This is a genomic window from Mycoplana rhizolycopersici (assembly GCF_013378445.1).
GTDB classification, from domain to species: Bacteria; Pseudomonadota; Alphaproteobacteria; order Rhizobiales; family Rhizobiaceae; genus Mycoplana; species Mycoplana rhizolycopersici.
The window spans coordinates 1-22347 of record NZ_JABXYK010000029.1 but is presented as its reverse complement, the minus strand read 5'-3'; the positions used below and the strand labels follow the sequence as shown (position 1 = coordinate 22347).

The window sequence follows — 22347 nt, the reverse complement described above, 5'->3', positions numbered from 1 at the left end:
TAATGACGCGTTCTGTTCTTGTCGATCTGGACGCCGTTCTCAGCATCGCGCGCCTGGGCTCGTTTCGGGCTGCCGCGCTTGAGCTCGGCATGTCCACCACAGCACTCAGTAATTCCATCGCAAAGCTCGAGCAGCGCTTAGCCGTTCGTCTGTTCAACCGAACGACGCGTAGCGTCTCGCTCACCGATGCGGGGAGGACGTTCGTCGAGCGGGTCGGGCCGGCGGTGAGGGACATCCACGACGCCATGCTTACGGTCCAGTCTCTTCAAGAAACCCCGACGGGCACATTACGCATCAATGCCTTCGCGACAGCAGCACGCGAGGTGATGGAACCGCTCATATTGCCGTTCATGCAGCGCTACCCTCAGGTACATATCGATCTGGTCACGGAGGGACGGATCGTTGACATCGTTGCGGCGGGCTTCGATCTGGGCATGAGGCCGGCCGATCTGGTGCCGACCGACATGATCGCCGTATCGCTTGGTTTGAAGCGCAGTAATGCCGTTGTTGCATCACCAGACTTCCTGCGCGCTCATGGCAGGCCCATCCTTCCAACCGATCTATACCGGTTTCGCTGCATCCGCGCCCGTCTGCCCAACAACGCCTTGTTTCGGTGGAAATTTGAGAAGGACGGAGAGGCTGTCCAGATCGATGTGCAAGGCTCGATCACCCTTGACGAGCCAAGCTTGGTCAGGATAGCGGCTCGGAATGGAGTTGGACTCGGATACGTGATGGAAGCGGATGTGCGCGACGACATAGCGACCGGTCGATTGGTGCGCGTTCTCGAGGACTGGACACCCTCATTGGCCCCGCTAGCGCTGTACTACCCTGGCAGGAAGAACCCGCCGGCCGCCTTCAGTGCGTTCATTCAGGCTGCCCGCGATTTTGCAAATGGGGGATAGCCTCAATATATCGTGGTACCGTGCGCGAGATCACATACTTAGGACCGGCGTGCATTGCAGCCATTACTATCGCCTTGAAGATATTCGAACCGTCAGCCCGCGAGTTATTTTATTAAGCGATTGAAAAACAATCGCTTCCTACAAGCTGAGCGTCGGCTGTAGCGTAACGTTAAATTATGGAACACATAAGACCATCACCCTGCGGCCTCAAGCCGAGCCCCTGGGAAGGCTTCGATAAGGAGTTCCATCTGGTCTACGTCCTCCAGAAGGCATGCTGTCGTCGAGAGCGCGTCAGCAACCGCCGCCGTGGGCGCAGAAATCGACACAGTGCGCCATATCGGCGATGCTGGTGCTCCGCTCGCGGGATCAAGAATGTGCCCGTGCCGCCCTGCAGCGTCGAATGTCGTTCCAAGCGGCGACGATGTAGCGAGAGCGCGCTGCCGCAAACCGACAGACCCGCCAGCTTCGAGCCGAACAGACCAGTCTGCCCCGCTGGGATTGCCGCCCAGAGCGCGGAATTCTCCGGTGTCGATTAGAATGTCCGACAGGCCTTCTGCCTCCAGCAATGCCGCCACCCGATCCGCAACATAGCCTTGGCCAATACCGTTCAACGTGAGTGCCATGCCCGGCCGAAGATCGACTCGCGCCGAATCCAGCTCGACCTTGTCCCACCCGACCAACGCTTTCGCCGCAGCGATCGCTTCCGCATCCGGCTGCCCCCCGCGCGCGGCGGCTTTGGCCCAGACCGCCCACAACGGTTGAACGGTCGGATCAAACCTCCCCCCGCTGGCGTTGTTCACCGCGCTAGCGATCGACAAGCATTCAAGCAGTTCGAAAGGTGGCTCAGTCAGGAAGCCCTGCCGGTTGAGCCGCTCCAGCGCACTATCCGTGCGATAGAGGCTCAGAATACCCTCTAACCGATTGATTTCAGCCAATACGCGGGCGACAACAGCCTCAGCGTCAGGATGGTCGATCCGAATAGAAGCTCGCGCTCCAAGTGCGTGCCCGGTCCATAATTTCAAACCTTGGGGCGCGGCTCGTGTCACCGCAGGCAAAAGGGCAAAGGCAGCGGAAATGGTGATCAGGCGGCGGCGTGTTAGTGGCATGGCTCAGCCTCCCGCTTTTTTTGGCATGGCGCGCAGGCGGCTCTCGAACTCGGCATCCTCACCGTGCAGGTGAGGGTCGGCACCGTCTTCCACCGGCGTCAACACCATGTCGTCGGTGATCTCTGCGAAGGATAGGACACGGCCGCCTTCGACGCGTGCGAACTCCTCGGCTTTTTGGCGACTCAAAAAGGGGATAGTTTCCGGCGCACCCATGCCACCTTCGCGGTGCGATCCCACGACGAATACTGCTTTGTCTATAGCGACCCAATTGCCATCGCCTGGCTTATCCCAAGTAGCCCCCGCCGCCCCCATATCGTTCACATAAACGATGAGAATTGGAGCCATCTGCTCAGGCCCCCGCATGTAGGCGATGGCATCTCGCACTTGGCTGAAGAACAACGGGGCCGGCATGCCCTCGAGAAATACCTGACCCTTAGGTCCCGGATGCTCAAGGAGGTTCATCTGGCAATAGTGGCCGAGCGTTTCGGCAGTCATGTCCTGAGGTGTCATGTCTTGAGCGGTCCTTTCCTGGCAGGCAGCGAGCAGTGCCAGAAGACCGACGATCAGGAAGGAGCGAAGCGAATTTCGCATATGCCGTCTCATGGGGTTACCTTTCGAAAAGCGGCGAGTGCTAGGGTGATGGCCAGCAACGGCGAGAGGAACAGCGAGGCAGCCGATTGCCACAGCGGAATTGCTCCCGCTGCCCCGCCAATGCCGCCGGCGGCTGCAACAGCCTGACCGGCTGACAGATTGAAAACGCGAAACGCATCGGCGGGGTTGGCGAGCAGAGCGATGGGTAAGGCTTGCGTGGTGAAGGCGCCACCTTGATCAGTGATGATCAATGCCAGAAGCGCAAGGTCGTAAAGCACCACGGCGACGAGCCAGAGCGCGATCGCAAGTCCCGCAGCACCAGAGGGGCGCCGCGCCAGTGCCGAAAGTGCATATCCGGCGCCAAGAAAGGTGGCGCCCAGCAGAACGGAGGACCAGATCAGCCGCACCAGGGCAGTAATGCCCATAATCGCGCTTGGATCAGACCACACCGCCACCACGAGTGCCGCGCCATAGCCGAGGGTTACCGCGAGTGCAAGGATCACAATATGTGCCAGTAGCTTGCCCACCAGGATCTGCAGGCGTGACACTGGATAGGTGAGAAGCAGAGTCAGCGTGCCACGCTCCACCTCCCCCGCTATGGCGTCGAAACTCATCAAAAGCGCAAGAAGCGGCACGAGATAGACGGCCAGTGACGTCAGCGAGGCAACCGTGACTGACAACCTGTCCACGCCGACATCGCCCGTAGGCGCGGATCCGGCAGCCGCCAACACGAGCGCAAACAGCACCATCATGCCGGTGGCAATTAGCACCCAGCGATTGCGGAAGGCGATGCGGAACTCGCTGATGGCGGTGGCAAGGATTTGGCTCATTGCCCGTCCCTCCTACTGAAATAGCTGTAGATGTCCTCAAGGCTCGGTGGGATCACATCAAGGTCTGCGACTTGCGGTCCCCACGCTGTGATCCGGGCGAGGAGCGGCAACTTCTCTCCTTGTGCACAAGGTATGCGCAGCAGCCCATCGGCGCCGACGCATGCCTCCGGAAAGGCGGCCACGAGCGCTTCTGCGTGGCCCTCTGCTGGGCGGACAAGGAGCATGATCGGCAGGGCAGCGCGGGTGCGGAGATCGGCAAGCGAGCCCTCCGCCACCAATTGCCCGCCAGACAGTATAAGAATGCTGTCGGTGCGTGCTTCGACCTCGGTCAGCGCGTGCGAAGACAACAGGATCGCCGTTCCATCGGCCGAAAGACCATCCAGCAGGTCGTAGAAATCTCGCCGCGACACCGGATCGAGACCAGAGGTGGGCTCATCGAGAACAAGAAGGCGGGGACGACCGATCAAGGTCTGGGCGAGGCCGACACGCTGACGCATGCCCTTGGAATAGGTGCCGATTCGCCTGCGCGCCGCATGCGCAAGCCCTACGCGGGCCAAAAGCTCCGGTGCGATACGGGGATTTTCACCACGCAGCGCCAGGTAGTGACTGATCTGTTCCTCGCCAGTAAGCGCGGGATGAAAGGCAACGTTTTCCGGCAGATAGGCCACCTGCCTGCGCGCAGCGGCCGATCCCGGCGTTTCGCCACACACTGAGACTTCACCGCTGTCGAATGGGATCAGCCCCAGGATGATCTTCATCATTGTAGACTTGCCGGCGCCATTGTGTCCCAGCAGCGCGGCACGCCTTCCGGGCTGCAGGGTCAGCGAGACCTGCTTCAGCGCTTCAACGGACTGGAAGCGCTTAGTGAGCTGAGAAATTGTCAGGGTCGGTGTCATCAAAATTTCCTGTCGCCCATCGGCCGGCGGCCTGAGCTTCGTAGCGGAGAATGTCTTCCGGCACCGGGAGCGTCAGCGGGCGCATCAAGGGAGCGCTGTCTCGAACCCCTCCGGGCAGTGTCGCGGGGAAGTCCCGCTGGCTCCAGCGGACCAGTTGTATGGCCGGCGATCCGATCAGAAGGCTCGCCGCAGGCTGCGACCATAGAACCTGGTCCATCACGTCGTTCGGGCGGTAGAAGCCGTCGGCGATGCCGTCGCCATTTAGATCGAAAGCGGGATGATCTGACCAGAAATTTCCCCGGCCCTCATGGCTCCATTCCATGTTGCGGGTCCCGACATATTTGACCTGTTCACGATTGGCGATGAAGGCATTGCCGCTCAGTACGTTCTTCTCCGAACCGGCGGTGAAGTGAATGCCGATGCCGCAGCCCTCGAAGCGGTTGTTCCAGATCAGGTTCTTGTGGGCATTGTAGATAAACAAGCACTTTTTTGTGCCCCCACGCACCAGGTTGCCGGTGACGTCCGCATTGTTGGCATAGTTCAGCATCAGCCCGTGCTCGCGGTCGCCGAGGCTCAAGTTGTTCAGGATTTTCGCCTGGTTCGAGAACATGATGGCAAAGCCGAGATGGTTGCCGATAGAGGTGTTTCCGGAAACCTCGGTGTTGCGGGTGTACATGAAATGCACGGCAAAACGCAGGTCGCGCATAACATTGCCGCGATAGATGCTGTTGGAGCTGGCATTGGAGAAGATGCCGTCGCGACCAAAACGGATGACATTGTTCTCTAGCAGCGTGCCCGGGCTGTTCCACACATAGATGCCATTGCCGCGCTCGTTCATGCGCGGACTGTCGGTGCCGGTGATTTCGTTGCCGGTCACCACCGCGTCACGGCCGCCATGCACGTCGATACCATGCATGTTTCCCGTGACGCTCAGCTTTTCGATACGGGCGCGATCGGCTCCTTTTTCGATTTTGACGCCGGCGTCCAGGTTCTGGTTGATCCGGCCCGAGCCGGTCACGGTGAACCCGCTCAGGCGAACATCGGGCGCGGTAATCGTCATCACGCTGCCTGCCCCCTCGCCATCGACGACTGCGCCGCGCGGGCCGATGATGGCAAGGGAACGGTCAATGGTGACGGGGCCGCGATAGGCCCCGTCGGACAGTGTCAAAACATCGCCAGGTGCTGCTGCGGCGATGGCGGCTGCGAGAGTGCCCGTGCCCGGCGCGACTATGCGCTCCCCAGCCGCAAGCGGCGAGGAGAGAACAAGAGCGATGAGGGCAACGGGCAGCCGCATGGTTCAGGCGCCCTTCGGCTCAACGAACATGCGTCCGCGCATTTCCATGTGCAGAGCATGGCAGAACCACTGGCAGTAGTACCAGTAGACGCCCGGATTGGCGGCGACGAAGGTGACCGAACTCGTCTGTTGCGGGCCGATCTCCATGGCCACGCCGTGGTTGCCCATGGTGAAGCCGTGCGTCAAATCGTCGATGTCGTCGAGATTGGTGACGATCACCGTCACTTCATCGCCTTCCTTGACCGTGAAGCTCTCCTGGCTGAAGGCCGGTGCGACCGAGGTCATGTAGACACGGACTTTGTTGCCATCGCGGATCACCGCATCGGTCCACTCGTCGATGTTGACGCCATCGGCCTCGGCCTGCTTCCGGGTTTCGGCCCACAGCGGATCCTTGCGGTCCCAGGTCGAGCGGATGTTGGGCAGGATCGACGGTGCGACCGCGATCGCGTCGTGCGGCTCGGCGAAGTTCGGACCGTCATGCACGAGCTTCATCTTGTCACCGGAGATGTCGATCAACTGGTCGTTTTCCGGCTTCAGCGGGCCCACATTCAGGAAACGGTCCTTGGAGAACTTGCAAAGGCAAACCAGCCAGTCGCTCGTAGCGTCCAGCGTTTCACCCATAACCGTCTTGAGATGGCCCGGCTGATACTGAACGTCGATCTTGTCCTTGATCGGATTGACCTTCTCGCCGGCATAGGCCTTGATCGCGTCTTCGATGTTCCACTTCGCCACCTGGCTGTCGAGGAAGAGGGACGTATAGGCGTTGCCGCGACCGTCAAAAGCCGTGTGCAGAGGCCCAAGACCAAGTTCCGGTTCGGCGACGACCGCGCTGCGCGGCTCGGCGTTGTCGTAAAACAGCGCGTCGAACTTCGTCACGTCCAGCACGGTGACGGTCGGTGAAAGCTTGCCGCCGATGCAGAGGTGCTTCTTATCCGGTGCCATATTGCAGCCATGCGGATTGTTGGCGATCGGGATATAGCGGGTAAAGAGCGATTTAGCTTCCTTGCGGCCGTCGAGGACCTTGACGCCGTTCACCTCCTCATACTGCCCAGCGGCGATGGCCTTTTCGATCTCGGCAATATTGAAGACAACGACATGGTCCATCTCGGACTTGGTCATTTCCTCAAGTGTCATCCCCATTTCGGAGTTGTAGCTGGTCGAGAAGGCCCACTTTCCTTCGTAGTCTGCGTCACAGTTGTCGAGGTTGCCGGAGACCTTGACCTGCCAAGCGACGTCCCACTTTTCGGCGTCAACGGCCGTAAAGATGTTCACATAGGTCGAGACGTCCGTCATCGTCGAGCCGTCGTTGTTGAGCGGCGCTTCGTCTTCGCCATTGCAGAAGACATAATTGGTCTTCGGCCATTTCTGCGGGCGCATGCCATGGATGCCCTTGGCATTCGGGATCTCCAGAATGGCGTCGGTCTTCATCACATCGCAGCGGACGCGGGCAACTCGGGTGTTGGCCTTGTCGTTCATGAACAGGTAGCGGCCGTCATACTTGCCCTCGGTGAAGGACATGTGGACATGGTGCAAGTCGCCATTGTCATGGATCTTCTTTCCATTTGCGGCGAGCTGCTTCTTTGTCTTCTCGGACATGGTCCGCTGATGGACCCGGATCGACTCATTGGTCTGGCCCCAGCCGGTGGCTGAGCAGCGGTTGAACACCGGAACGCGCATCAGCTCGCGCATCGAGGGGATGCCGAGAATCCGCATTTCACCAGTCTGGCCCGAGGACCAGAAACCGTAATAATCATCAAGCTTGCCTGGTGCTACGGAGCCGTCGCCTTCGGCGGCGGCGAGCGCCGGCGTCGCTATGACGGCGGCGCCGAGGCCAAGCGCGCCGGGCCCCATGCTTCCGGCCAGTACAGCAGTGCCGGCCGTGGCGCTAAACAGCTCTCGCCGGCTCAGGCCCTTCTTTTCTTTGGTTTCCATCGTCGATGTCCTTCTTCGGTTAGACTTTGGCTGCGGATTGGTGGATCGGCGCTCCGCCCGGGCTTGCCGCAAGTTTGGCCCGCGACTTCATCTTCTTGATCACGACCGGACAGACGGTTTCGGACTGGTAGAGCACCTGACAGTGCAGGCAGTTGATGCACTCGTTCGGATTGATCTCGCCGGTCTTGTGGATGGCCTGCACCGGGCATTGGTTTGAGCACGTCTGGCAGGGGTTTCCGCACTCGTGATAGCGCTTCAGCCAGTCGAACATGCGCATGCGGGCTGGGATCGCGAGTGCCGCACCAAGCGGGCAGAGATAGCGGCAATAGAAGCGCTCGACGAACAGCCCGGCGACGAGAAGGGCGACGGCATAGGCGACGAACGGCCAGGCGCGGATGAACTTGAGGATGATGGCCGTCTTGAACGGCTCGATCTCGGCCAGATGCTCGGCCTGCTCGACGCTCATCAGGGAGACCCCGAATAGGCCGAGGAAGATCATGTACTTGAGCGGCCAGAGGCGCTCATGCAGCCCCCAAGGCAGGGTCCACTGCGGAATATGCAACTTGCGAGCGATCTGGTTGGTCAGTTCCTGCAGCGCCCCGAATGGGCAGAGCCAGCCGCAATAGGCGCCCCGCCCCCAGAACAACAGCGCCGCAGCCACCGAGAACCAGAGGATGAAGGTCAGCGGGTCGAGCAGGAAGGCCTGCCAGGAAAAGCCGGTGACCAGGCTACCGAACAAAGCCATCAGGTTGACCACGGAGAGCTGGGCATTGGCATACCAGCCGAGGAAAACCAAGGTCACCGTGAGGAAGACGATGCGGAAGATGTAGAAGTTCCGGGCGTTTCGGACCACATAGGTCTGGAAGAAGAATGCCGCCGTCAGCACGAACAGCATGGTGCCAAGAACCGCGATCTCCAGCGTCTTTTCGCGCCAGATGCGCTTCCATAGATCCGCCTGGGCGGAACCCTCGTCGCGCTCGGCGACGGCGGCGACCTCGACGGGAGGAGCGGCGACGGGCTTCAGGTATTTCTGCGGCAGTTGGTAGCCGAGGTCGAAGGTATGGAACACCTTCTCGATCGGCCCGACCTCACGATGCGCCAGAAGCTGGATGCGGAACGGCTTGACCGGATCGAAGCCGACATTGGCGGGTATTCGGAAAAGGTCCATCTCGGTGAAGTCGGGCGCTCCGGAGAGCGCGATGTCCCCAAGTCGGCGATGATCGCGGTCGCGGAAACGTACCGACACGTCGTCCTGGATCAGCACGATGCGGTCGAAAATGCCGCCGCGCACATAGCCGGAGCCCTTGAACGAATAGAGCCCCCTGCCGACGATGGCGATGGCGCTTTCGCCGTCCTTCAGCCAAGCCGTCAGATTGGCCTCCTCGGCCGGCCCCAGCAGGGCCTTGCCAATGGCCGGCACCGAGACCAGCGCCGCATGCATGTCGATGAAGGTCGTTTCCGGCGGCTCGGTCAGCGCACGCTCGCGGGCACGCGCATCGGCATGTTCGGCAAAGGCCGCATTGACTTGAGCGACATCGAGCGACAGTCGCCGGATTGTGCCGTCCCCTTCTGCTTCCATCCATTCGGCCGGCGCGGCGGCCTCCGCATCAAGCGTAAAACGCGTGCCCGCCTGTTCGCTTTCGGGGGTCAGTCCGCCAAGCCCAAGCGCCCGCGCCACCTTTAAGCCGGAGCGGACAATTGAGTCGTCGATAACCATGACGGTGACAGTGGCTCCGGAGATGATATCCACCTCGTGTGCGGTGCCACCGGATTTCGCTTCAGCAACAAGGTCAAGCCCGGTATAGCCTGAGACCAGCGCCTTAACCTTGGCTTCCGGTATCCCGATCAGGACGATCGGCTCGGAGTGCTTGACTAGCTGCACACCGATGATCTTCGCGTCCAGACCTACTGCCACCAGTGTGTGGATGGGTTTGCCTGAATAGCCCGTGGTGCCGACGAAATCTGAAGTGACGAACACCCACGCAACCGTCTCCGAGCCCCTCAATACCGGGGCAACGGCCAGATCTGCGCGAACAGGCCCGAAGCTGTCTGCACCTGGCACGAGTTCGGACGCTCTTGTGGCAGGGAGATATTGCTGCAGCACCGGTGCAGCGCTGGCCGAGACCGAGAGGCAGAGGGAGGCACACAACAGAAAAACCAGACGGAAGAGTTTCATCCCAACATTCCCGCAAATCGTGCAGGAGCATTGGCGGCTTCTGGAAGAAGGATCGTTGCGCTAGATCAACCAGATGGACGTTTCCTGAAGGATGCAGCTGTCTCAGCCGCTAAGGTCACAGACGGATTGCGGAACCACACAGCCCGTTGATGTTTTGACTTCTATCAAGTTCACGCTAACGCTGGTTACCGATCATCGGCAACGAATCGCGTGGGGCGATCCTTCACCCGTATGCGGGTCCAGAAGCGCGGTCAGACATTTTGGGTTCATTCATCGATATGGCAATTCCTAGATCGAACACCAGCCACCAAGTCACCGCCGTCGGCGCCTATGCGACCGCGGTTGCCGGAACAGCGGTCACCTGCGCGGTTTCACTGTTGCTGATCGACAACGCCGCTCTTCCAACGGCCCACATCTTTCTTCTGATTTCTGTTCTCGCCGCAGCTCTAATCGGCGGTGCCGGGCCAGCATTGGTTGCCGCCCTTCTGGGCTTCTCGGTTTTGGTACTGAGCAACCACGACAAAGTGTTCAAAGAGCTTTCCCCTGCGACGGGCGCGGCCGCTCTGACAGTCCTCCTCGTCATCCTCCTTGCGAGGTCGCGGGACCGGGTGCACCAAGAGCTTGAAGAGCAACGAGAGGCTCTTGAGGATCGAGAAGCGCGGCTGACGTCGATCCTCGACACCGTTCTCGATGCGACCATTGTCAGCGACGAAAACGGGGTCATCATTTCGTTCAATTCCGCGGCCGTACGTCAGTTTGGCTATTCAGAGGCTGAGGCCATCGGTCAAAACCTCAAACTGCTAATGCCTCAACCCTACCGAAAAGAACATGACGGCTACATGCATCGTTACATGCAGACCGGGGAGAAGAGGATCATCGGGGTTGACCGAGTGGTCGTCGGACAGCGGAAAGACGGCTCAACCTTCCCCATGAAACTTGCCGTCGGAGAAATCAGACGCGGTGACAAACGTTTCTTCACCGGCTTTGTGCGGGATTTGACGGAGCGTGAGGAATCCGCCGCCCGGCTTCAGGAGGTTCAAGCTGAACTCGCACGACTGGCGCGCCTCAACGAAATGGGCGAGATGGCATCGACACTTGCTCACGAGCTCAATCAGCCGCTTTCTGCAATAGCAAATTATGTTCATGGCTGCGCCCGTCTGATGCAGGACGCAACAAGCGAGCGGGATCTCCAGATCAAGAACGCGCTCAAGGATGCCGGCGAGCAAAGCGTTCGCGCCGGCCAGATCATCCGCCACCTTCGCGAATTCGTCACGAAGGGCGAAACGCATAAAACATCCGAGAGCCTCAGACAGCTTGTCGAAGAGGCAGGTGCTCTTGCCCTCGTGGGTTCGCGAGAAAAAGGCGTTCGGACAATCTTCAACTTCGCTCCCGGCGACGACCGCGTGCTTGTTGACCGGATCCAGATCCAGCAGGTCCTGACGAACTTGATGCGCAACGCCATCGAAGCGATGAAGGAGACAGCTGCAAAGGAGATCCGTGTGAGCGTGGCACACGCGTCGGGACAAACCCTGTCCGTTACCGTCGAAGATTCTGGGCCAGGTATTTCACCAGAGATCGCCGGCAATGTTTTCAAGCCGTTCACAACGACGAAGGCCGGGGGCATGGGGATCGGACTGTCCATCTCGCGCCGGATCGTGGAAGCGCATGGCGGGGAAATGACGGTGTCGAGAAGTGAGTTGGGCGGAGCGTGTTTCAGTTTCACCCTGCCCCAAGACGACGAGGATTAAGATGCACACTGATGACTTCACCGTACACATCGTCGACGATGAGGATGCCGTTCGAAAGTCGCTTGGCTTCATGCTGACGGTGAACGGTTTTGCCGTTCGGCTGCATCCCTCGGCAACTCAGTTCACCGAAGTGGCACCAGGTCTGCGGGACGCCGTCTTGATAACCGACATGCGAATGCCGGATATGAGCGGCCTTGATCTGATCCAAAGACTGTCTTCCATTGCCCCCTCCATTCCGTCGATCGTCATCACAGGACATGGGGACATTCCCATGGCCGTGGAAGCGATGAAGGCAGGAGCCTGCGACTTCATCGAGAAACCGTTCGAAGATGCGACCATTATCGAAGCCATACGACGAGCCGCTCAACGTCTGGGCGATGCTGCAGCCGGGACAGTCAGCGCAGATGACATCCGAAGTCGATTGGCGAGCCTGAGCGACCGGGAGCGGCAGATCCTCACAGCCGTTGTCGCCGGCCAGCCCAACAAGGCGATCGCTTTCAATCTTGATATCAGTCCGCGCACCGTGGAGGTCCATCGGGCCAATGTCATGACTAAAATGAAGGCCCGGAGCCTTCCTGACCTCGTGCGCATGTCATTGCTCGTCGGCGTTTAGGATATCGGCATAATCGGCCTTCCCGTTGATTTAGGACAAGGCCTTGAAGATCAGAAAGTGGCAAGCGTGGTGAGAGTTAAGCTTGAACTTCTGGTGTCGTCTTGTCCGATTCTTCCACTGTCGTTGCCATCGTCAAAGATCCGGCACTGCTCCGGTCGATCGGCTTTGCTCTCAACGCGCATGGACAGGCCGTCGAAGAGTTTAGCGACTGGGCCACTGCCGCGGCGGCACTGAAACGCGCGGACTGCGTGATCATTGACGCCTGCTTGCCCCAGGCGACCGTGAGGGACGGATTCAAGCTGACGCAGCACGGCGTCAAACTGGTCATCTTGGCGGAGGACGATACGGATTACGGCGCCGACGCCAGTGTCCATGTGCTGTCAAAACCACTCACAGGCTTAGACATTGCCAACGCGGTCGAAGCTCTACGTAAACACACGTAGTGGAACGACCCAATAGCGGCACCACCCCTTGGTGGGCATGATAACCCCATCAAAAGGGGATTTTCCAATGCCAGCCACCGCCGCACTCAAGCACGATGCCTACAGACCGACCTCGGCCCGCAGTGTAGGCGCGCCTCACCTGCGCCCGGTCACCTTCCACGCGCCAGAAACAGTGATTTACGCGCAGGGCGATGATGCCCGGTACCTCTATCGGATTCAATACGGGGCCGTTCGAGTGTTTCGGCTTCTCGCAGACGGGCGACGGCAGATCGTTGCCTTCTATCTGACGGGCGAGACATTCGGCTTCGAGATTGGCGCCCTCCACGGCTTCTACGCCGAGGCAATGGTGAACACCGGTCTGACGACCACGGAACGTTGCTCGGCCGGAACTCTAACTCACGAACTGGTGGAAATCGCGCTGAAAGCGATGATCCGCGCCCAGGAGCACCTGCTTGTCGTTGGGCGCCAAAGCGCGCTTGAGAAAATGGCAGTGTTCCTGCTCGACCTCGCCAAGCGCCAAGAATGCGAAGCCGTCATTGACCTGCCGATGAGCCGCGCAGACATAGGCGACTACCTCGGCCTTACCATCGAGACAGTATCGCGCACGATCTCAAAGCTGCGTGCAGCGGGGATCATCCGGCTGCATAGCGCCCGCAGCTTTGAGATCGTCAAGCCTGACAGGCTCCGGATGATGAGCGTCTAGTAATAAAGAGGCCGCGGGAGGCTGTCGAACGCCATCTGCAGGTTCGCGTATCGCGCCTCGATACGGAACTGGCGACGGGGTCGTCGGTTTGGTGGCGATGAGTCGTAATACGTCAGTGATCGGACCGTCCATGTGCGCGACCAACAGCACTCTCTCGACCTTAGCTACTATCGGTGCCTTGTCCGTGGTTTTGTCCATTGTGGGCACGGGATCAACAACTTCTGCGCAGGAGAATGTGCACTCAGCACCGGCATCGGCGCAGCCTCCGCCAAATGACGTCATTCGCGAGAATGCTAAGAGAGCGCAGGGTAAAGAAGCGTTTATACGCGTCATAGAACCCGGCAGCTGGCTCATTGAAAGCCTCAAAGGCAAAGAGGTGGTAACAGTTGAGGGCGATGCCGCTGGCACTGTCTCCGATGTGCTGATCGGGCCCGACGGCCAGATAGACGGACTTGTGCTCAGTCGCGGAGGCCTGTTTGGGATCGGAACCGCCACATTTGCCATCAATGTCGACTTCTTCGAGCTTTTCCCAGGCGCTTCGCAAGGTGAAGCCGATCGCACCTCGCAAACTTACCCCGCAACCGCGCCGGCTCCGACGGTGACCGGCACTGAACAGTCGCCTCATTCTGCGGCCAGCGGAGCAATAAAACTGGGGCCTGATGGTCTTCCGCAGCACTTGGTCGTCCGGTTGTCCTTGACGGAGCTGGACGGCGCCCCGATGCTGGAAGGGCGCTAGGATACGCATCAAAAACATCGCGTTAATCAACTAAGATTGACACCTTTGTGATCGTTTTGCAGACTGCTATGCGCGGAGGAGGAGCGTCATTGGAAACGAACAATCAGTACAATCCGACGCTGTCGGCGACAGAGGTTCGGTCCGCGCGCCGGGTAGAACTGACCACCTTCGTGATATTGGCTTTCGGAATCTGGCCAATCCTCGCGGTCGCAGCGGTCGGCAGCTTTGGTTTTCTGGTATGGATGTACCAGATTGTTGCTGGCCCTCCGGGGCCGCCTGCGTAGGGAGGACGGATGGTGACCTCGCTCTCACGACGGGCCTTCCTTCGCGGGCGAGTGCGTGAAGAAGAACGCATCTATCCCCCAGGTCTCGTGCGTCCCATTGCAGAGATCTGCGAGCAATGCAGGGCATGTGTTAATCACTGTCCGACATCAATCATCTCGATGCAGGCTGGCTTGCCGGCGCTCGATTTTTCCCACGATGGATGCAATTTCTGCGGCGAGTGTCGCGATAACTGTCCACGTTCCGACGTCTTTTTCAGCGCCGAGCTTTCTTTCCCTTACAAAGCGCAAGTCTTGTCGCACTGTCTGGCGCTCAACGGCGTCGACTGTCAATCATGTCGTGACCACTGTCCGACCGACGCTATCAGGTTTCGTCCGCGAGCCGGCGGGCCATGGCAGCCGGACGTTGCAGTAGACGACTGCACCGGCTGCGGCGCCTGTGTCGGCCGCTGTCCGACAAACGCAATTTCCATGTCGAGCAGGAGTGGACCAGATGCACACGCGCAACCCTGAACGCTTCCATGTTTCAAGTGCCGTGATCCTAACCTCGCCGGCAACAGCTGGTGGCGTTCTAGAAGCATTGGCGGAGGTGCCGAACGTCGAGGTACATGCCGCCGAGCAAGGCAAGATCATCATCGTGATCGAAGGCAGGTCCAGCGGCGAAATGGGCGCGACATTGGCCGCAATATCAGGTCTTCCGGACGTCATGGCGGCAAACATGGTTTTCGAGCATGCAGAGAGTTTGGAGGAGGGTTCGATCGATGGACACAGAACTGACGCGGCGTAGTCTGCTCAAGGCCCATGCTGCCGCGATTGCGGCGGCCACTGCCGGCGTAAGCTTGCCGGCCAATGCACAGTCTGTTCCCGGCGGCGTCGAGTCGCTTGAGATCAAATGGTCCAAAGCGCCCTGTCGGTTCTGTGGGACCGGTTGCGGTGTCATGGTCGGCGTCAAGGAAGGACAAGTCGTCGCTACGCATGGCGACATGCAGGCGGAGGTGAACCGCGGCCTGAACTGCATCAAGGGCTACTTCCTCTCGAAGATCATGTATGGCGAGGACCGCCTGACCACACCACTCCTGCGCAAACGCAACGGGCAATTTGCCAAAGACGGCGAGTTCGAACCCGTGAGCTGGGACGAAGCATTCGACGTCATGGCCGAGCAGTGCAAGAAAGTGCTGCGCGAGAAGGGTCCCACTGCGGTCGGCATGTTCGGTTCCGGCCAGTGGACGATTTTCGAAGGCTATGCTGCGACCAAGCTCATGCGCGCCGGCTTCCGTTCCAATAACCTCGATCCTAATGCAAGGCACTGCATGGCATCGGCGGCTTACGCTTTCATGCGAACCTTCGGCATGGATGAACCGATGGGCTGTTACGATGACTTCGAGCACGCCGACGCCTTCGTGCTCTGGGGCTCGAACATGGCCGAGATGCACCCAATCCTCTGGACGCGCCTCGCAGACCGCCGACTGGGCCACGAACATGTAAAGGTTGCCGTGCTGTCGACCTTCACTCACCGCAGCATGGACTTGGCGGATATTCCCATCATCTTCACACCCAGCACAGATTTGGCGATCATGAACTACATCGCCAATCACATCATATCTACAGGTCGCGTGAACGAGGAGTTTGTGAAAGCACACACGACCTTCATGAAGGGTGTGGATGATATCGGCTATGGGCTTCGAGAGGATGATCCGCTTGAGGTGAAGGCGAAGAATGCCGGTGATCCCACAAAGATGGAGCCGATTGACTTCGACAGCTTCAAGGCCTTCGTTTCGGACTATACACTCGAGAAAGTGGCTGAACTGACAGGCGCTGATCCAGGCTTTCTGGAGCAGCTCGCCGAACTCTATGCCAATCCCGACACCAAGATCATGTCGCTTTGGACCATGGGCTTCAACCAGCACACGCGCGGTGTCTGGGCAAACCACATGATCTACAATTTGCACCTGCTGACGGGAAAAATCTCAGAGCCGGGCAATGGGCCGTTTTCGCTGACGGGCCAGCCATCCGCCTGCGGAACGGCGCGCGAAGTCGGCACTTTTGCGCATCGCCTGCCAGCGGACATGGTCGTGACCAATCCAGAGCACCGGCATCACGCAGAGGAGATATGGAAGCTGCCGGACGGCCTTCTTCCCGACAAGCCCGGATACCACGCCGTGCAACAAGACAGGATGCTGAAGGACGGGAAGCTGAATTTCTACTGGGTTCAGGTCAACAACAACGTTCAGGCGGCACCCAATAACAGCAATGAAACCTATCTGGGCTATCGGAACCCCGATAATTTCATTGTCGTCTCAGACGCCTACCCGACGATCACGGCCATGTCTGCGGATCTCATTTTGCCCGCAGCTATGTGGGTCGAGAAGGAAGGGGCCTATGGCAATGCGGAGCGGCGAACGCATGTCTGGCATCAATTGGTCAATGCGCCGGGTGAAGCCCGCTCCGATCTCTGGCAACTGGTGGAGTTCTCCAAAAGATTCACCACGGACGAAGTCTGGACCGAGGAGGTCCTGACGCAAAACCCGGACTACCGCGGAAAGACGCTTTTCGACGTGCTGTTCGCCAATGGGAAGGTGGACCGGTACCCCCTGTCCGAAGTGGACGCCGATTATGCCAATCGCGAAGCCGAAGCGTTCGGATTCTACATCCAGAAGGGCCTCTTCGAGGAATATGCCGAGTTTGGTCGTGGGCATGGCCATGATCTGGCGCCCTATGACGTGTATCATCAGGAACGCGGTCTTCGTTGGCCGGTCGTTGATGGCAAGGAGACGAAGTGGCGCTACCGGGAGGGCTATGACCCCTACGTAAAGCCGGGTGAAGGTGTACGCTTCTACGGCAAGCCTGACGGACGGGCAGTCATCCTGGCTGTGCCCTATGAACCGCCGGCGGAGTCGCCGGATGAGGAATATGATTTCTGGTTGGTAACAGGCCGAGTGCTGGAGCACTGGCATTCCGGGTCGATGACGATGAGAGTGCCGGAACTGTACAAGGCCTTCCCCGGCGCCCGCTGTTTCATGAACGCCGATGATGCCCGAAAGCGCGGGATCAATCAGGGGGCGGAAATCACCATCGTCTCGCGTCGTGGCGAGATGCGAACCCGCGTCGAGACCCGGGGCCGCAACCGAATGCCACCCGGCGTGATCTTCGTCCCATGGTTCGATGCCAGCCAGCTGATCAACAAGGTGACGCTTGACGCCACCGATCCGATCTCCAAACAAACGGATTTCAAGAAATGCGCAGTCAAGATCGTTCCCGTGGCCTGACAAGAGGCCGAATTGGTGCCGTCGCTTTGCTGGCAGTCTGCCTCATTGGTGGTGGCGTCGTCGCACAATCGGTTCCGCAATTGTCGGGTCCACCGCAACAGATGGAGAGCGTCCCGGCAAAGCCCTTGCCAAAATGGAATGTGGATGACGTGCGAAAGATGCGTGCCTACCCCGATCAACCGCCTGTCATTCCCCATTCCATCGAAGGCTACCAACTGTCGGTCAACACGAATAGATGCCTCTCTTGCCACAAGCGCGAGTTCACTGAGGGCTCTGGTGCACCGATGATCAGCGTGACGCACTACATTACAAGGGAAGGACAGATGCTGGCGGATGTCTCGCCGCGTCGATACTTCTGCACGGCCTGCCATGTTCCCCAGGCAGAGACGAACCCTCTGGTCGGCAACACCTTTCGCGACATGAGCGACATGGGGGTGAAGCTGATGGGTGAGGAGCATTAAAGATGCAGAGGCTCCGCAATCTGTTTGCCTGGATATGGCGCGTTCTCACGACACCGGCGGCGACGCTGAGCCTTGCCTTCTTGACGCTGGGCGGCTTTGTCGGGGGCGTGATGTTCTGGGGCGCCTTCAACACCGCACTCGAGCTCACCAACACGGAAACCTTCTGCGTTAGCTGTCACGAAATGAAAACCAACGTGTACGAGGAGATGACCAGAACCGTGCATTTTTCCAACCGATCCGGAGTGAGAGCATCTTGCCCAGACTGTCATGTGCCTCATGAATGGACGGATAAGATCGCCCGTAAGATGCAAGCCTCGAAGGAAGTTTGGGGCAAGATCTTCGGGACGATCGATACACGCCAGAAGTTCTTGGACCAGAGGTTGCGCCTTGCGCAGCATGAGTGGGCAAGGTTGAAGGCAAACGACAGTCTCGAATGCCGAAACTGCCATTCCTCGGCCGCCATGGACCTGTCGAAGCAGACAGAACGTGCGGCTGAGATCCACACTCGTTATCTCCTGAACGGCAAGGCAACGTGCATCGATTGCCACAAGGGCATCGCCCACGAGCTTCCAAATATGCAAGGGATCGATCCTGGCTGGAAAATGCCGGAGGAACTGGAAGGGAAGGAGCTGCCGACCGCATCGGCAGTTGACGAGCTACGCAACGCTATCAACCGCGCCCATAGCGGACTCCTGGCCGACGGCGGCCATTGATACTGCTATCCGAGCACCTAAGACTTTCTCCAACGTCGACGCCGCCGGGGGATCAGCGACCCCGGCGGCGTCAGCCACAAAACCTGCAATAGTCCTGCGGCTTACTTGGCGGCAGCCACAGCCGCGTCGATGCGCTCGCGCGCTTTCTTCGGCAGCTTTGCGGCGTTGAAGGCTTCGAGGTTGGCGGCCGGGGCATCGCCGACGAGAATGGCAGCGACCATGCCCATGCCAACATGCGGAGCGCATTTGACGCCATAGAGGCCGGGAACGTCGAAGGTCACCTTGATCTGCTCATTCATCTTGCCCTTAAACTCGGCGGCACCTTCCGGAAGCATGCCCTTGATGACCTCGGCATTGTGGCCCTTGTCGGTCGGCGTGAAGGTGACGGTGTCGCCGGGCGCGATCTTCAGACCGGCCGGCTCAAAGACCATGGCGCCATCAGCGCCCTTGTTCAGCATCTTGACCTCGAAATCGGCAGCGATTGAAAGAGCCGGAGCCGAGAGCAAGAGGACTGCCGCCATGGTCAAACTACGAAGTTTCATTTTCATCTCCTTACACGGAAACACCTCGTTCCGTTGGAGAAAAGATAGGCGGAGATTGCTTCGCCCTCTTTGCGCAATATCAAGTACGAGAGCGTTTCCTGCGCTCATCTCCGCTCCGGGAGCGATTCCGCCAAGGCTGCGAGTTCGGCAAGATCGCGAACAAGGAGTTTCTGTCGCCCACCTTCGATCAGCCCCCTGCTCTCCCAGGTACTGAAGATGCGTGATACCGTATGCACTGTCGTTCCCGTCATCTCGGCGATATCCTGCCTCGAGATTGGGAAATCGATTCGTATGCCCGCGGCCTCTGAACGACCCGCTTTTTGAGCCAGTCGCAGCACGGTGTGCGCTACCCTCTTCTCGACTTCCTGCGTAGACATTTCCCTGATACGGACATGCGCCTCCTCAAGCCTTTGTCCAATGGTCTCCATTGCGCTAACCGCAAGTCTTGGATTGCGTTCCACGAATTTCGGCCACAGCTCAGTCGGCCAGGAAAGAACGACGCTCTCCGCGGCAGCAAGAGCTGTTCCCGGATAGTCATTTCGTTGCAGCGCCTTTGCAAAGCCGAAGAGGTCGCCTGGATGGACAACGCGAACGATGATCTGTTGACCAGCGCTGGTCACCTGAGTGACTTTCAGACGACCGTGCAAGAGCAGAAAGAAGTGCGTGGCCGGCTGTCCTTGTTCGAATACCGACTCGCCAATCGGCAAGCGCCTAGACTGAGCAGGAACGAGCAAGGCATCCAACTCGTCATCAGTCATCTTGTCAAACAACGACAGGGACTTGATGATCGTCCGGTCAAGCTTCAAAACACGTCCCTCACCTGCCACCAGCGCACATCAACAGCCTTTACCCAATTCCATAAAGGCTATCTTCGCGAGTGTCCAACGCGACAGGCGCATCTCCAATTACAAGATACCGATCGAGGATAGGAATGGAGCGTACCAGCGAGTGTCCTTGACGAGGCGGAAGCCGACATGATCCGGCGGGACACCGACTGCACAGCCGCCGCTCTTCGGGTCGCGGATGAAGGAGCTCAGGGGCGCCCGGTGCTTGCCCGCAGCGATATAGACGCCGCAGGTTTCGACGGCGCTTGCGGCTCCGTTGTTTGCCAGATCGACACGCCGGTTACAGGTGGACGTCCACTCCCAGACATTGCCGGCGAAATCGGCAAGGCCGTGGCCGTTTTCACCGAAACTGCCATAGGGCAGCGGTTGGGGATCGCGCGAGCGTTTTCGGGCTGCCTCGCGCTCGTAGTCCGCAAGCCAGCGCAGCGCCGGATTTCCGCTGTCGGCATCGACACCCAATGCGTCGTCTGGGAAGTCCTCGGCTGCGGCAAAGGCAAGTTCGCGGTCGTCCGGCAAGCGCCAGATCGAGCCGGTCTGGTCTGACAGCCACTTTGCATAGGCGGTCGCATCGTCGTGGCTGATACCTGTCGCCGGAAGGTCGGCTCGCGATGGCGTGGCCGATTCCCGCGCCGGGCAGGCTCCGTCGTCCGCGCACGCGTCGTAGTCCAGAGTGCTGACCTGGAACTTCATGATCGAGAGCGGGTGGGTTATCGTCTCTTGCGCCTTCGGACCATCGACGGCAAATCCGCTTCGGTAAAACTCACCTGGCTGGCGATAGAGGAACGTGCCTGCTTCCACTGTGATCACAGGCGGCTCCACAAGCGCGGACGAACCGAAACGGATCATTCCGGACTGGATGACGACGGCAGCGGAAAGGGCCGCAATGAGCCCGACCGGTAGCAGTAGCGAACTGATGGCTTTTTGCGGGAGCGTTGCAGACATCAAGGCAAGCATGGAAGCGATCCACGTCGAATAGGGGTAGACTTGCGGGAGGGCACTCCTCAGGAGCGCCCTCCCGCCGTTCGATCAGCTTTCCGGCTTGACGACCGCGGTCATCAGATCGTCGTTCCAGTCGCCGGTGACCTTGAAGTGGGCGGCAGCCCCCTTCTCGAAGGCCTCGATCAGGTTGTGGTTGACATAGGCGTAGATGCCCGGCTGCTGGAAGGTGTAGTAGGCGGCGCCTGCGGCACCTCCAGGAATGAACCAGGTTTCCTGATCGAGTTCCGGCGGATTGGCGAACTTGCCGGTTGCCCAGACATAATCTCCATGGCCTCCGATCAGGTGCGGGCGGGTGTCGCGATTGGCCTGCGAATGCAGGATCAGTACCCGGTCCCCGACTTCCGCCGTCATCGCATGGTCGCCGGTCAACGCGCCAACGGCTCCGTTGAAGACAATATGGCTCGGGGTGAGCGTATTCATGACTTCGAGCACGTCAGCATAGGCGTCGCCGGCACTCTTGTATTTCTTGTAATTGCCGTCGGCATCCTTCGGGACATAGAAGTCCTGCTCGCCAACATAGTATGCCTTGTCATAAGGTAGGTCATTGCCCTTGTGGTCTTTCAGGCCTTCACGCGGCAGGACCATGATCGCGCCGTTCATGCCCGAGGTGACGTGCCACGGCACCATTCCGGGAGGTGCGCAATGGTAGACGAAGACGCCGGCCTTTGTGGCCTTGAAGCGCAAGACCGCCGTTTCGCCCGGATTGACCAGAGTCAGTGCTCCGCCGCCAAGTGCACCGGTTGCCGAATGGAAATCGATGTTGTGCTGCAGGCTGTTGGTGGCCGGATTGATCAGGGTCACCTCGACATAGTCACCTTCATGGACGACCATCATCGGGCCGGGAACCGAGCCGTTGAAGGTCATGGCATGGACCTCAGTGCCAGCATCATCAACGATGATCTTCTTCTCCTCGATGGTCAGCGTGAATTCGACGACCTTCGGTCCGCCTTCGGCCTTTTGGCTATGCGCATGGATGAAGGGCGGCGCGACCAGATCGACCTTGACGCGTTGCAGCTTGGCGATGTCAGCTTCAACGGCTGCGGCATTGGTTTTGATGTCGCCGCCCTCGGCGCGAGCCGCGCTTGCGGTGATCATCGGCATGAGAGCAGTTGCCAGAACCGCTCCGGCCAGCATGGTGCGTCTTGACCTTGCCCCCAAATTTTATCCAGTTTTAAGTTCGCTCCGGCGGTTTTGGGTTGCTGTATTTGGGACGGTAGCGGCGGGTTGCGGTGCGGAGCCATTCCGGCTGCGCAGCACCGCATCACGTCGC

The 22347-nt window shown here is 59.4% G+C and carries 23 protein-coding genes; 12 read left to right on the top strand and 11 right to left on the bottom strand.

Going from position 1 to position 22347, the window contains the following annotated elements:
* Nucleotides 1-2 precede the first annotated feature (2 nt).
* Complete coding sequence (locus HV823_RS25460) at nucleotides 3-902, top strand: LysR family transcriptional regulator (RefSeq protein ID WP_176952481.1); 900 nt, start codon at nucleotides 3-5, stop codon at nucleotides 900-902.
* 194 nt (nucleotides 903-1096) lie between these two features.
* Here HV823_RS25460 and HV823_RS25455 read toward each other — a convergent pair whose 3' ends face one another.
* From HV823_RS25455 to HV823_RS25425, 7 genes are read right to left on the bottom strand one after another with little or no spacing between them, the layout of a single operon-like run.
* A complete protein-coding gene (locus tag HV823_RS25455) occupies nucleotides 1097-2008 on the bottom strand; it encodes an FAD:protein FMN transferase (RefSeq protein ID WP_176952480.1) in 912 nt (303 codons plus the stop codon).
* Nucleotides 2009-2011: 3 nt separating this feature from the next.
* Nucleotides 2012-2599, bottom strand: a complete 588-nt coding sequence (locus tag HV823_RS25450) for a nitrous oxide reductase accessory protein NosL (protein WP_176952479.1) — start codon at nucleotides 2597-2599, stop codon at nucleotides 2012-2014.
* A gap of 8 nt (nucleotides 2600-2607) precedes the next feature.
* Entirely contained in the window at nucleotides 2608-3429 is an 822-nt protein-coding gene (locus HV823_RS25445) for an ABC transporter permease (RefSeq protein WP_176952478.1), read from the bottom strand.
* Nucleotides 3426-4325, bottom strand: a complete 900-nt coding sequence (locus tag HV823_RS25440; protein ID WP_176952477.1) for an ABC transporter ATP-binding protein — start codon at nucleotides 4323-4325, stop codon at nucleotides 3426-3428. Before HV823_RS25440 ends, HV823_RS25445 begins: the two co-directional genes overlap by 4 nt.
* A complete protein-coding gene (locus HV823_RS25435; RefSeq protein WP_176952476.1) occupies nucleotides 4291-5619 on the bottom strand; it encodes a nitrous oxide reductase family maturation protein NosD in 1329 nt (442 codons plus the stop codon). Before HV823_RS25435 ends, HV823_RS25440 begins: the two co-directional genes overlap by 35 nt.
* 3 nt (nucleotides 5620-5622) lie before the next feature.
* Nucleotides 5623-7551: a TAT-dependent nitrous-oxide reductase gene (nosZ, locus tag HV823_RS25430; protein ID WP_176952475.1), complete on the bottom strand. Its 1929-nt coding sequence runs from the start codon at nucleotides 7549-7551 to the stop codon at nucleotides 5623-5625.
* Nucleotides 7552-7570: 19 nt separating this feature from the next.
* Nucleotides 7571-9727 carry a NosR/NirI family protein gene (locus tag HV823_RS25425; RefSeq protein ID WP_176952474.1) on the bottom strand — a complete coding sequence of 719 codons (2157 nt, stop codon included), beginning with the start codon at nucleotides 9725-9727 and terminating at the stop codon, nucleotides 7571-7573.
* A gap of 278 nt (nucleotides 9728-10005) precedes the next feature.
* Here HV823_RS25425 and HV823_RS25420 point away from each other — a divergent pair, with 278 nt between their 5' ends.
* The 11 genes from HV823_RS25420 (at nucleotide 10006) to HV823_RS25370 (ending at nucleotide 18691) form a co-directional block, all read left to right on the top strand.
* Nucleotides 10006-11475: a PAS domain S-box protein gene (locus HV823_RS25420; RefSeq protein ID WP_176952494.1), complete on the top strand. Its 1470-nt coding sequence runs from the start codon at nucleotides 10006-10008 to the stop codon at nucleotides 11473-11475.
* A 1-nt stretch (nucleotide 11476) separates the two neighbouring features.
* Nucleotides 11477-12088, top strand: coding sequence for a response regulator FixJ (gene fixJ / locus HV823_RS25415; RefSeq protein ID WP_176952473.1), 612 nt, complete (start codon nucleotides 11477-11479; stop codon nucleotides 12086-12088).
* Nucleotides 12089-12189: 101 nt separating this feature from the next.
* The gene (locus HV823_RS25410; RefSeq protein ID WP_176952472.1) at nucleotides 12190-12531 is read left to right on the top strand and encodes a response regulator; all 342 of its coding nucleotides are present in this window, start codon (nucleotides 12190-12192) and stop codon (nucleotides 12529-12531) included.
* A 67-nt stretch (nucleotides 12532-12598) separates the two neighbouring features.
* The gene (locus HV823_RS25405; protein ID WP_176952471.1) at nucleotides 12599-13234 is read left to right on the top strand and encodes a helix-turn-helix domain-containing protein; all 636 of its coding nucleotides are present in this window, start codon (nucleotides 12599-12601) and stop codon (nucleotides 13232-13234) included.
* A 130-nt stretch (nucleotides 13235-13364) separates the two neighbouring features.
* Nucleotides 13365-13970, top strand: coding sequence for a PRC-barrel domain-containing protein (locus HV823_RS25400; protein WP_176952470.1), 606 nt, complete (start codon nucleotides 13365-13367; stop codon nucleotides 13968-13970).
* A gap of 89 nt (nucleotides 13971-14059) precedes the next feature.
* Nucleotides 14060-14254 carry a periplasmic nitrate reductase, NapE protein gene (gene napE / locus HV823_RS25395; RefSeq protein ID WP_246301980.1) on the top strand — a complete coding sequence of 65 codons (195 nt, stop codon included), beginning with the start codon at nucleotides 14060-14062 and terminating at the stop codon, nucleotides 14252-14254.
* Nucleotides 14255-14263: 9 nt separating this feature from the next.
* Entirely contained in the window at nucleotides 14264-14764 is a 501-nt protein-coding gene (locus HV823_RS25390) for a ferredoxin-type protein NapF (protein ID WP_176952469.1), read from the top strand.
* Complete coding sequence (locus tag HV823_RS25385) at nucleotides 14745-15038, top strand: chaperone NapD (RefSeq protein ID WP_176952468.1); 294 nt, start codon at nucleotides 14745-14747, stop codon at nucleotides 15036-15038. The genes HV823_RS25390 and HV823_RS25385 overlap by 20 nt, the downstream gene beginning before the upstream one ends.
* Complete coding sequence (napA, locus tag HV823_RS25380) at nucleotides 15013-17517, top strand: periplasmic nitrate reductase subunit alpha (protein ID WP_176952467.1); 2505 nt, start codon at nucleotides 15013-15015, stop codon at nucleotides 17515-17517. Before HV823_RS25385 ends, napA begins: the two co-directional genes overlap by 26 nt.
* Nucleotides 17487-17978, top strand: coding sequence for a nitrate reductase cytochrome c-type subunit (locus HV823_RS25375; RefSeq protein ID WP_176952466.1), 492 nt, complete (start codon nucleotides 17487-17489; stop codon nucleotides 17976-17978). Before napA ends, HV823_RS25375 begins: the two co-directional genes overlap by 31 nt.
* A gap of 2 nt (nucleotides 17979-17980) precedes the next feature.
* Entirely contained in the window at nucleotides 17981-18691 is a 711-nt protein-coding gene (locus HV823_RS25370) for a NapC/NirT family cytochrome c (protein WP_176952465.1), read from the top strand.
* Nucleotides 18692-18792: 101 nt separating this feature from the next.
* Here the strand turns inward: HV823_RS25370 and HV823_RS25365 are convergent, their stop codons facing one another.
* From HV823_RS25365 to nirK, 4 genes are all read right to left on the bottom strand, one after another.
* Complete coding sequence (locus HV823_RS25365) at nucleotides 18793-19239, bottom strand: pseudoazurin (protein ID WP_176952464.1); 447 nt, start codon at nucleotides 19237-19239, stop codon at nucleotides 18793-18795.
* A gap of 98 nt (nucleotides 19240-19337) precedes the next feature.
* A complete protein-coding gene (locus tag HV823_RS25360) occupies nucleotides 19338-20039 on the bottom strand; it encodes a Crp/Fnr family transcriptional regulator (protein WP_176952463.1) in 702 nt (233 codons plus the stop codon).
* A 99-nt stretch (nucleotides 20040-20138) separates the two neighbouring features.
* The gene (locus HV823_RS25355; protein WP_425487703.1) at nucleotides 20139-21032 is read right to left on the bottom strand and encodes an SUMF1/EgtB/PvdO family nonheme iron enzyme; all 894 of its coding nucleotides are present in this window, start codon (nucleotides 21030-21032) and stop codon (nucleotides 20139-20141) included.
* Nucleotides 21033-21104: 72 nt separating this feature from the next.
* Entirely contained in the window at nucleotides 21105-22211 is a 1107-nt protein-coding gene (gene nirK, locus HV823_RS25350; RefSeq protein ID WP_176952462.1) for a copper-containing nitrite reductase, read from the bottom strand.
* Nucleotides 22212-22347 lie beyond the last annotated feature (136 nt).